12 protein-coding genes are annotated in these 9,813 nt (G+C 61.5%); 4 read left to right on the top strand and 8 right to left on the bottom strand.

Annotation, left to right across the window (positions count from 1 at the left end; genetic code table 11):
* Window positions 1-833: 833 nt before the first annotated feature.
* Window positions 834-1,169 carry a hypothetical protein gene (locus QMX97_RS30030; protein ID WP_282398105.1) on the bottom strand — a complete coding sequence of 112 codons (336 nt, stop codon included), beginning with the start codon at window positions 1,167-1,169 and terminating at the stop codon, window positions 834-836.
* Between the two features lie 90 nt (window positions 1,170-1,259).
* On the opposite strand from QMX97_RS30030, the gene QMX97_RS30035 reads away from it, so the two are divergent.
* The 3 genes from QMX97_RS30035 (at window position 1,260) to QMX97_RS30045 (ending at window position 2,965) form a co-directional block, all read left to right on the top strand.
* Entirely contained in the window at window positions 1,260-1,604 is a 345-nt protein-coding gene (locus QMX97_RS30035; RefSeq protein ID WP_065907561.1) for a hypothetical protein, read from the top strand.
* A 55-nt stretch (window positions 1,605-1,659) separates the two neighbouring features.
* On the top strand, window positions 1,660-2,568 hold the full coding sequence (gene glsB / locus QMX97_RS30040; protein WP_282398106.1) for a glutaminase B: 909 nt from the start codon (window positions 1,660-1,662) through the stop codon (window positions 2,566-2,568).
* 76 nt (window positions 2,569-2,644) lie between these two features.
* Window positions 2,645-2,965 carry a hypothetical protein gene (locus tag QMX97_RS30045; protein WP_213553818.1) on the top strand — a complete coding sequence of 107 codons (321 nt, stop codon included), beginning with the start codon at window positions 2,645-2,647 and terminating at the stop codon, window positions 2,963-2,965.
* Window positions 2,966-2,970: 5 nt separating this feature from the next.
* On the opposite strand, the gene QMX97_RS30050 is transcribed toward QMX97_RS30045, so the two are convergent.
* The 7 genes from QMX97_RS30050 to QMX97_RS30080 form a co-directional block, all read right to left on the bottom strand.
* Complete coding sequence (locus tag QMX97_RS30050; RefSeq protein WP_282398107.1) at window positions 2,971-3,474, bottom strand: signal peptidase II; 504 nt, start codon at window positions 3,472-3,474, stop codon at window positions 2,971-2,973.
* Window positions 3,475-3,545: 71 nt separating this feature from the next.
* Entirely contained in the window at window positions 3,546-3,881 is a 336-nt protein-coding gene (locus QMX97_RS30055) for a DUF6124 family protein (protein ID WP_065907566.1), read from the bottom strand.
* A gap of 471 nt (window positions 3,882-4,352) precedes the next feature.
* A complete protein-coding gene (gene mddA, locus QMX97_RS30060; protein ID WP_282398108.1) occupies window positions 4,353-5,123 on the bottom strand; it encodes a methanethiol S-methyltransferase in 771 nt (256 codons plus the stop codon).
* 134 nt (window positions 5,124-5,257) lie between these two features.
* A complete protein-coding gene (locus QMX97_RS30065; RefSeq protein WP_282398109.1) occupies window positions 5,258-6,526 on the bottom strand; it encodes an FAD-binding oxidoreductase in 1,269 nt (422 codons plus the stop codon).
* Window positions 6,523-7,275, bottom strand: a complete 753-nt coding sequence (locus QMX97_RS30070; RefSeq protein WP_065907571.1) for an amino acid ABC transporter ATP-binding protein — start codon at window positions 7,273-7,275, stop codon at window positions 6,523-6,525. Before QMX97_RS30070 ends, QMX97_RS30065 begins: the two co-directional genes overlap by 4 nt.
* Window positions 7,272-7,940, bottom strand: a complete 669-nt coding sequence (locus QMX97_RS30075; protein ID WP_282398110.1) for an amino acid ABC transporter permease — start codon at window positions 7,938-7,940, stop codon at window positions 7,272-7,274. The genes QMX97_RS30070 and QMX97_RS30075 overlap by 4 nt, the downstream gene beginning before the upstream one ends.
* Entirely contained in the window at window positions 7,937-8,719 is a 783-nt protein-coding gene (locus tag QMX97_RS30080) for an ABC transporter substrate-binding protein (protein WP_065907574.1), read from the bottom strand. Before QMX97_RS30080 ends, QMX97_RS30075 begins: the two co-directional genes overlap by 4 nt.
* Window positions 8,720-8,934: 215 nt before the next feature.
* Between QMX97_RS30080 and QMX97_RS30085 the strand changes: the two genes are divergently transcribed.
* Window positions 8,935-9,714, top strand: a complete 780-nt coding sequence (locus tag QMX97_RS30085; RefSeq protein ID WP_065907576.1) for an IclR family transcriptional regulator — start codon at window positions 8,935-8,937, stop codon at window positions 9,712-9,714.
* Window positions 9,715-9,813: the final 99 nt, after the last annotated feature.

Consider the following 9,813-nt stretch of genomic DNA (forward strand, 5'->3'; position numbering starts at 1 on the left):
GGCTTGCCTGCGAAGGCGGTGTGTCAGGCACCTGATGCATCAGCTGACACACTACCTTCGCGGGCAAGCCCGCTCCCACATTGGATTGAGGTGGGGCTTAGGCATCCGGGTGCATGGATATCAAATGTGGGGATTGGGCTGGAGCCTAGACACCTGGATGCATGGAGATCAAAAAGTGGGAGCTGGCTTGCCTGCGAAGGCGGTGTGTCAGGCACCTGATGCATCAACTGACACACTGCCTTCGCGGGCAAGCCCGCTCCCACATTGGATTGAGGTGGGGCTTAGGGATCCGGGTGCATGGAGATCAAAGGTGGGGATTGGGGTGGCGGCTAGGCACCTGGGTGTATGGAGATCAAAAAGTGGGAGCTGGCTTGCCTGCGAAAGCGGTGTGTCAGGCGCCGGATGCATCAGCTGACACACTGCCTTCGCGGGCAAGCCCGCTCCCACATTGGATTGGGGTTTTGCCTAGACATCCGGGTGTATGGAGATCAAAGGTGGGGATTGGGCTGGCGCCTAGGCACCTGGGTGTATGGAGATCAAAAGGTGGGAGCTGGCTTGCCTGCGAAGGCGGTGTGTCAGGCAACTGATGCATCAACTGACACACTGCCTTCGCGAGCAAGCCCGCTCCCACATTGGATTGAGGTGGGGCCTGGACATCCAGGTGCATGGAGATCAAAGGTGGGGATTGAGGTGGCGGCTAGGCACCTGAGTGCATGGAGATCAAAAAGTGGGAGCTGGCTTGCCTGCGAAGGCGGTGTGTCAGGCGCCGGATGCATCAGCTGACACACTGCCTTCGCGAGCAAGCCCGCTCCCACAGGGGGGCGGTGGCGGCCTTAGTCCACGCAGATCGCGCGGCCCAGTTGGCCTTTTTCTACGGTTGCCGAGCAGCCGAAATGTCCGTTGTCCACCTGGCATGCGCCGGTTACCGGGCCGTTGCCGGATTGGGTCGTCACGCTGGTCTGGCACTCGCCTTCACACTGGCTGGAGTCGGTGCAGGCCTTGCCGGCGTCCTTGTACGGTGTAACGCACTTCCAGCTCTGCAGCTTGCCAACTTGCTTCATGGTGCCGCCGCCGGCCAGGCAGGCAGACGCGGTGGAGTTCTGGGCGGGCGGTGTTGCAGAGCACGCCGATATCAACAGCAGGGCGGCCAGGCCGATCATCAATTTCATGCAAAAGTCCTCGTGGAGTAAGCGCAACGGTGCAGTGTACGGGCAATTGGACTACTTTGAATGACGAGCGATCCCTCCCGGTACTGACCCATGCACACGTTATGGAAACGCTATGTGGCACTGCTGGAAAACGACCTGAGCACGCAAATCTTCGACAATGTGAAGAACCTGCTGGTGTGCGCACTGCTGTTTGCAGCGGGGACTAATACAGTGCTCGGGCAGCGTGACTTGTTTATCGGCGTGTTCGCCTCCAGCGTGGCCGGTTGGGGGCTGATCATCCTGTCGTCGCTGTTGTTGGTGCTGAACGTGAGCGACGGCATTCGCAGGCTTTCCAAACTGCGCTACCACCTCGTGCTGCAACTGCTGATGATCCTGGTTTACCTGGTGATTGCCGAACGCATGGTCGAGATAGTCTGGGGCTTCCGCGCGCATTGAAGTATCCTCCGCGGCCCGCTTCCCATTGATTCAAAGACAGATGACAGGACAAGACATGCAGGCGATGCTTTCGTCGATCCTCGACGAAGTGCGCCCACTGATCGGCCAGGGTAAAGTCGCCGACTATATCCCCGCCTTGGCCGATGTACCCGCTAACCAGCTTGGCATTGCGGTGTACGGCAACGACGGTTCGGCCTACTGCGCAGGCGATGCCGATACGCTGTTCTCGGTGCAGAGTATTTCCAAGGTATTCAGCCTGGTACAGGCCATCGACCACGGCGGCGAAACCATCTGGGAGCGCCTGGGCCACGAGCCGTCGGGGCAGCCGTTCAACTCCATGGTGCAGCTGGAATTCGAATGCGGCCGCCCGCGCAATCCCTTCATCAACGCTGGCGCGCTGGTGATCTGTGACATCAACCAGTCGCGCTTCGCCGTGCCGATCCTGTCGATGCGCGATTTCGTGCGGCGCCTGTCGGGCAACCCGCAGATCCTGGTGAACAGCGTCGTCGCCGACTCCGAAGCCCAGCACGGCGCGCGCAATGCGGCCATGGCTTACCTGATGAAATCCTTCGGCAACTTCCATAACGACGTCGACGCGGTGCTGCACAGTTACTTCAACTACTGCGCGCTGCAGATGAGCTGCCTGGACTTGGCCAAGGCATTCAGTTTCCTGGCCAACGAAGGCGTGAGTGCCCACAGCGGCGAACAGATCCTCACCGCGCGCCAGACCAAGCAAGTCAACTCGATCATGGCCACCAGCGGCCTGTACGACGAGGCGGGCAACTTTGCCTATCGCGTCGGCTTGCCGGGCAAGAGCGGCGTCGGCGGTGGGATCGTCGCGGTGGTGCCGGGGCAGTTCACGGTGTGCGTATGGTCGCCGGAGTTGAACGCGGCGGGGAACTCGCTGGCGGGGATGAAGGCGTTGGAGTTGTTGAGCGAGCGGATTGGTTGGTCGGTGTTTTGAGGTTATAAAGGTGTTCCAGGCCGTTCCTGCGCTGCGTGGGAACGAGCATTTCTGCAGTGTCCAGATAGGTATCTTCATGGCTTACGAACTTCACATCGCCCGTGCCGACAGCCATGCAATTGCGCCTGAAGAGTGGCGCGCGTTGTGTGCCAGCGATCCAACCCTGGAGCTGCAGGACGAGGTGACCGGCATTAATCCCACTACCGGTGCGGTGATTTCCATGGGCGGAAATCAAACCGCCTACTGGACCTCTCCCACCACGCAGCAGGCTTACTATTTTGACTACCGGCGTGGTGAGATTGCCTTTGTGTACAGCGATGAAGCGATCGTGAAAGCCAAGGCTATTGCTCAATCGTTTGCCGCGACTATCAGGGGCGACGAGGGTGAGGCGTACTGACAGCCCTAGGCTTTGCGCGGCTTCATGAACAAATCCATCATCAAATACAGCGCGCCCACGGTGATTGCGATATCGGCAATATTGAACACGCCGGTATGGGCCGGCCCGACGTTCAGCACCATGTAATCAACCACGTGCCCGTCGCGAAAAACGCGGTCGATCAGGTTGGCGATGCCGCCGAGGGCGATGGCGTACAGCGGCAGGACTTTGCGCAGGGGCTGGTTCCAGTTCGAGAGGGACCACCACAGTGCCCAAGCCACTACGACAGCCACGCCGACGATGAAAATCAGCTGTTTGACCTGCGTCGGCAACGCGGCGCCCAGGCTGAGGAACGCGCCGGGATTCAGGCTCAATTCGAGTGCCAGGTTGATCGGGTTGGCGCCGATTTTGAAGCTGTGGGCGTGCAGTGAAACCAGGGCCAGCAGTTTGACGAGTTGGTCCACGGCAATAAAGGCGAGGCCGGCGAGGAGGGCGAAAGTGCGGCCTCGCAGTAGGGGCGACGTGCTCAAGCGGTAACTTCCTGTTTCAGGCTTTCGATAGAGCGCCCGAAGATAGCTCAGGCGCTGTATCGCGTCCATCGTCACGCTGCCGGATGGGCCACGCTCAGTGCCTTGTCGACCAGCAGTTGTACCCCTTCGAGCATGCGGCAGATGCCCAGCGCGACATTGCGTTGAGTACCGTCGATCTCAAACGCCAGGTGAGCGGCGATGTCGCTGATGCAGGCCAGGTCCTGGGAGGCGTTGACCAGCAGGGTTTCGGTGCCCAGGTCGGCGCGCACGGTGAAGAGTCCGTCGCTGGATTCGGGCGTGGCGGGTTTTGGGTTGAGGTAGTGATCGATGGCGCGGTAGGCCACTTCGTGCAGGGTGCTGGTGTCGAAATCGGGATGGCTTGGGGGGTTGGGGCTGTCTTTAATCATGGTGAAATCTCTCCGGGAATGGAGCTGCCACGATTCGCGGTCAAACGAGAGAGGGTGGCAGCTATACGCGGGTTGACCGACCGGTCCCAAAGTAGCCCGGCATACCCGAAGATATCCCGCGTACAGCTGCCGCGACACGATACAACAGGCGTACAAAAAACGCCTGATTCGATGTGGCACAGATGCATTTGGGAGGGCGGACGGTCAAATCCGGCCGCTGAATTGGCAGCGACGACGAGAGGTTAGCCAGCACCTTGGCGAGCCACAACCTGAAAGCCTTGTCGGAAAAATCCGAGAGCCGCATACCCGGGGCACCGTTTATCGGCGGGTTGATTCAGTCAATCTCGGTGCGGCGTGGCAGTCCGTGGGTGCCTGTGAGCTGATAATGACAGGGGGGTGGGCTGGAAACAGCGGGAGTGCTGCGCACTCCAACGCGGGGCAAGCCCGCTCACCACAAAAAAAGGGAGAGGGCTAGTTTTTGGGTTTTTTCGGGGGCTTTGACCCGGGGATAATCATGGCGACCTCTTGCTGGTAGCGTCGGTACCGCTCACCGAACAGCGTCACCAGGTCCTTTTCTTCAAAGCGTGCGCCGATGAAGATGTAAACCGTCATTCCGACCGCAAACAACAGATGCCCGGCGGTCATGTGTGGCGTTGCCCAAAAGGCAATCATGAAACCCAGGTACAGGGGGTGACGCACGAGCTTGTAAAACAGTGGCGTCGTGAACACCGGCGGCTGTGATGTGGGCTTGCGCCAACGGTCGATGGCCTGCTTGAGCCCGAACAGCTCAAAGTGGTTGATCAAAAAAGTTGACAGCAACGCGATGCCCCAGCCCAGCCAGAACAGGCCCGTCAACAGGGCATCGGCCCAGGCGGCTTCAACCTTCCAGACACTCGCCGTAATGGGCTGCCACAGCCAGAATATCAACCCCAGCACCAGGCTGCTGAGCAGCACGTACGTGGAGCGTTCAACCGGCGCCGGGATGAACCCTGCCAGCCATTGCTTGAAACCCCGGCGCGCCATGACCGTGTGCTGGGCGCCGAACAGCATGATCAGCGCGGCATCGATCAACACGGCGGTCGGCCACTCACCGGGTGGGCCGTCGTTGATGTGCTTGGGCACCCCGATCTCGCCGACAAAGCCGATCAGGTACACGCAGGTGCACAGGAATACGAGGTAGCAGCAGGCGCTGTACACCAGCCCGAGCATTCGGGCGGTGTGTGGAGGATGTTCGAGGTTCATGGATGTCCTTCTCACTCAGTTGATCGCCCGCAATCCCAGCAGGCCAGCCAATGCATCTGGACTAAGCCTAGCGAGTTTTGCGTGCGTGGCAACCTGTGAGAATTGACAGTCTGCAGTGTGCCTGGGAATAGGATTCAGCTGATATTGAGCCGGTCCAGCAGGCTGTACCACGCCACCCCCGCGCCAATGTAGAACCGTTGCAACCCGTGCATCGGCAAGCGTTGCAACGGTGTCACCGGGTAGGCGAACTCCGCGTGGCTGTCGCACAAGCGTGCGGCCAATTGCTGCCCCAGGCTGGTACACAGCGCGATGCCGCGACCATTGCAGCCCAACGCCAGCGTGAGCCCCGGCGCGGGTTGGTGCACGTGGGGCATGAAGTCACGGGTGATTGCGATGCGCCCGGCCCAGCGGTACTCGAATTCCAGTGGGCCCAATTGCGGAAACAGCAGCGCCAGGGAGCGCTCAAGGTGGGCAAAATCGGCCGGTGATGTGGGATCGTTGAACAGCCCGCGCCCGCCCATCAATAAGCGTCCATGACTGTCTTTGCGAAAGTACAGCAGCAGCCGTTGCGCGGTGGACACGGTTTCCTGTCCCGGCAGGATGCACTCTGCCGCGCGCCCACTCAGCGGCTTGGTGGCGACGATAAAACTGTTCGCCGCCAGAATGCTCTGCGCCATCCCCGGCCACAGGTTGCCGCTGTAGCCGGCGGTGGCCAGCACCACTTGATCAGCCGTGACCTGAGCCCCGCCAGCCGTCTGCAGTTGCCATCCGCCGCCCTGGCGCTGCAACCCTGTCACCGCGCTGTGCCCATGAATGCGCACACCCGCCGCCAATGCCGCGCCGACCAGCCCACGGGCATACGCCAGCGGCTGAATCGCCCCGGCACGGCCGTCCAGCCAGCCGCCAGCGAACGCCTCGCTGCCCATGCGCGCGGCCACCGCTGCTGCATCCAGGCGCTGCACCGGCACGCCGCGTCGCGCCCATTGCTCGGCTCGCGCATGCAGCCCGGCCACGCCCTTTTGCGTGTACGACACCTGCATCCAGCCCTTGCGCACCGGCGCGCAATCAATGCCGTGCTTGTCGATCAACCTGAACACCAGGTCCGCCGAATTCGACACCGTCGAGATCAGTGGCTCGGCGCGCTCCGGTCCGAACATCTGCACCAGTTGCTCCGGGTCGTATTTGAGTGTCGGGTTGACCTGTCCACCGTTACGCCCCGAGGCGCCCCAGCCCGGCTCATTCGCCTCCAGCACGCATACACTGACCCCGCGCTCGGCCAAGTGCAGCGCCGTCGACAGGCCGGTATAGCCCGCCCCGACAATCGCCACGTCGACCTTCAGCGACTCCGCCAGCGCGGGCGTTGGCAGCACGGACGGCGCCGTCGCCGACCACAACGACTTCATGACAGGCTCCTTGCAGTGCCGGTGGGGTGCAGCACGCGCCGCAGAAAGTCCTGGGTGCGCGCGTGCTGCGGGTCGCCCAGCACCTGCTCGGCCGGGCCGCTCTCGACGATGTAGCCGCCATGCAGGAAGCACACGCGGTCGGCCACTTCGCGGGCAAAGCCCATCTCGTGGGTGACCACGATCATGGTCATGCCTTCATCGGCCAGGGTGCGCATCACCGCCAGTACATCGCCGACCAGTTCCGGGTCGAGGGCCGAGGTGGGTTCGTCGAACAGCATGGCTTCGGGTTTCATCGCCAGGGCGCGGGCGATGGCCACGCGCTGCTGCTGACCGCCGGAGAGTTGTTCCGGGTAGGCGTCGGCCTTGGCACTCAGGCCGACTTTTTCCAGCAGCACCAGGGCTTCCTCGCGCGCTTGCCCAGGCGACTCGCCCTTGACGTACACCGGGCCTTCCATCACGTTTTCCAGCACCGTGCGGTGCGGGAACAGGTTGAAGCGCTGGAACACCATGCCCATACGGCTGCGCAGGGCGTGCACGGTCTTGCTGCCGCGCTGCACGGTTTCACCGAACACGCTGATCGTGCCGCCGTCATAGGCTTCCAGTGCATTGATGCAGCGCAGCAGGGTGGATTTGCCCGAGCCCGAGGGGCCGATCAGGCACACCACTTCGCCCTTGGCCACGTCGAGGTCGACGCCGTGCAATACGCGGTGGCTGCCGTAATGTTTTTGCAGCTGACGAATCTCGATCATGCTTTTTTCCTCTGGCCCAGGTGCTGCTCCATACGACGCAGGCCATACACCAGCGGCAGGCTCATCAGCAGGTAGAGCAGGGCGACCAGGGTGTAGACGGTCATGTTCTGGAAGGTCGACGAGGCGATCAGTTGGCCCTGGCGGGTCATCTCGGCGACGGTGATGGTCGACACCAGGGACGAGTCCTTGAGCATCATCACCAGGGTGTTGCCGTAGGGCGGCAAGGCAATGCGAAACGCCTGCGGCAGGATCACCCGGCGCATCATCAACGCCGAGCGCATGCCCAAGGCTTCGGCGGCTTCGCGCTGGCCCTGTTCGACCGCAATGATGCCGGTGCGAAAGTTCTCGGCCTGGTACGCCGAATAGGCGATGCCCATGCCGATCACCCCGGCGTAGAACGCCGTGAGGTGCACGCCCATGTCCGGCAGGACGAAGTAGATGTAGAACAGCTGCACGATAATCGGCAGGCCACGGATCACGTTGATGATGGTGCTCGCCGTCCACGACAGCGCGCGGATCGGCGACAGCTTGAGCAACGCCAGCACCAGGCCGATGGCGCTGCTGAGCAGGAACGACAGCACGGTGATCTGGATCGTCACCCAGGCGCCCTGCAGCAGAATCGGCAGGAAATCCTGGGCGTTCTGCAGGAACTCAGCCAGGTTCATGGGCGCACCTGGGTATCAAGTCCCCACTTCTTGAGGATGCTGTCCAGGGTGCCGTCGGCCTTGATGCTGGCGATGGCAGTGTTCAGGCGTTCGAGGGTTTGTGCGTCGCCCTTGCGCACTACCAGGCACACTTCGCCGACGTTGACCGGTTGGTAGTCGGCGGCGAGTTTCACGCCTTTGAATAGCTTCTGGCGGATCTGGTACGCCACCACCGGCTGGTCGCCAACGGCGGCCTTGATGCGGCCCAGGGACAGGTCGCGGACCATCTCGCCAATCGAGTCGTAGGTGCGGATTTCCTTGAAGATGCCGAGCTTGTTCAGTTGATCGTAAAAGATCGTGCCAGCCTGCACGCCGACCACCTGGTCCTTCAACGGGGTGAGGTCGGGGTAGGCGGTGTTGTCCTCGGCGTTGATGATCAAGCCTTCACCGTAGGCATATACCGGGGCGCTGAAATCGACGACCTTGGTGCGTTCTTCGGTCTTGAGCATGCCGGCGGAGATGAAGTCGAGCTTGCCGGAGGTGAGGGAGGGGATCAGCGCGGCGAAGTTGGTCTGTTCGATCTGGCTGGTAAAGCCGCCGGCCTTGCCGACGGCTTCAGCCACGTCGACCATCACCCCCTGGATGCTGTTGCTCTTGATATCGAGGAAGGTGAACGGCGAACCACTGGCCGTTGCACCGACTTTGTACGTGGACGCACTTTCTGCGTGCGCGGCGCTGACGCAAAGCGTGGCGCACACGGCGAAGGCGAGGCGGCGAAACACGGGCGAAAGACTGTTCATCGGGTTACTCCAAAAGGAAAACGGAAAGTCAGTAGCGCAAGCGGCTGCCGATGAAACCGCAAGCTCTGTGCCATTTCGATTGGAGTAAATCGAATATCGTCACATAAAATCGAAAAAATGAACTTGTCGTATCGATATGCGATATTTTGTGGTCTATTTTTGCGATTTAGGGTAGAAATATCGCCACGCCTGATCGTCCTGACCGCGAGTCCGCCATGTCCGAAGAACGCAACAGTTTGCACAACCAATCCCTGGAAAAAGGCCTGTCGGTGCTCAAGGCATTCAGCGCCCAGCGCCGCAGCATGAGCCTTGCAGAGGTGGCCGAGGCCGCCGGCATGACCAAAAGCTCGGCCCAGCGCATGGTGTTTACCCTTGAAAGCCTGGGTTACCTTCGGAAACACTCGCGCACCCGGCATTACCAACTCACCCCGCGCGTGCTGGAGTTGGGCTTCAGTTACCTGGACGCGCATTCGCTGATCGAAGTGGCCAACCCGTTCCTGTCCGAACTCACGCGGCTGACCGGCGAAACCTCATGCCTGACCGAGCCTGCGGGCTACGACATGACCTATATCGCGCGGTTCGTCAGCGCGGGTTTTGTGCCGGTGCACATGCCGATCGGCTCGCGGGTGCCGATGTACTGCACGGCGTCGGGGCGCGCGTATTTGAGCGCGTTGCCTACGGATGAAGCGTTGGCGCTGATCGAGCACAGCCAGCGCATTGCGCACACCAGCCAGACATTGACCGAGGTCGACAGGATCCTGGAGTCGTTGCAACAGGTGCGTGAGCAGGGCTATGCGGTCAATGCCCAGGAGTTGTTCCTCGGCGACATGACCATCGGCGCACCGGTGCTGGGCGCGAATGGCCGGCCGGTGGCGGCGGTGCATGTGGTGGCGCCGACCAGTCGCTGGAGTCGGGCGGACGCGGAGAAGCAGTTGGCGCCGGCGTTGTTGCAGTGCTCCAGGGCGCTGAGCAATTCGGCGCGCAATCTTGAATAGCCCCATTCTCAAGAACACGGCCAATTCAATGTGGGAGCGGGCTTGCTCGCGAATGCGGTGTATCAGTCGCCAGATGCAGTGACTGGCACACCGCATTCG

Source organism: Pseudomonas sp. PS01298 (genome assembly GCF_029959745.1).
In the GTDB taxonomy this organism is placed as follows: domain Bacteria; phylum Pseudomonadota; class Gammaproteobacteria; order Pseudomonadales; family Pseudomonadaceae; genus Aquipseudomonas; species Aquipseudomonas aylmerensis.

Coding starts and splice junctions, on each gene's coding strand:
- QMX97_RS30070 (WP_065907571.1), bottom strand. CDS start 7,275: ATGATCGAGATTCGTCAGCTGCAAAAACATTACGGCAGCCACCGCGTA.
- QMX97_RS30055 (WP_065907566.1), bottom strand. CDS start 3,881: ATGATTAAAGACAGCCCCAACCCCCCAAGCCATCCCGATTTCGACACC.
- QMX97_RS30075 (WP_282398110.1), bottom strand. CDS start 7,940: ATGAACCTGGCTGAGTTCCTGCAGAACGCCCAGGATTTCCTGCCGATT.
- mddA (WP_282398108.1), bottom strand. CDS start 5,123: ATGAACCTCGAACATCCTCCACACACCGCCCGAATGCTCGGGCTGGTG.
- QMX97_RS30035 (WP_065907561.1), top strand. CDS start 1,260: ATGCACACGTTATGGAAACGCTATGTGGCACTGCTGGAAAACGACCTG.
- glsB (WP_282398106.1), top strand. CDS start 1,660: ATGCAGGCGATGCTTTCGTCGATCCTCGACGAAGTGCGCCCACTGATC.
- QMX97_RS30065 (WP_282398109.1), bottom strand. CDS start 6,526: ATGAAGTCGTTGTGGTCGGCGACGGCGCCGTCCGTGCTGCCAACGCCC.
- QMX97_RS30080 (WP_065907574.1), bottom strand. CDS start 8,719: ATGAACAGTCTTTCGCCCGTGTTTCGCCGCCTCGCCTTCGCCGTGTGC.
- QMX97_RS30085 (WP_065907576.1), top strand. CDS start 8,935: ATGTCCGAAGAACGCAACAGTTTGCACAACCAATCCCTGGAAAAAGGC.
- QMX97_RS30045 (WP_213553818.1), top strand. CDS start 2,645: ATGGCTTACGAACTTCACATCGCCCGTGCCGACAGCCATGCAATTGCG.
- QMX97_RS30030 (WP_282398105.1), bottom strand. CDS start 1,169: ATGAAATTGATGATCGGCCTGGCCGCCCTGCTGTTGATATCGGCGTGC.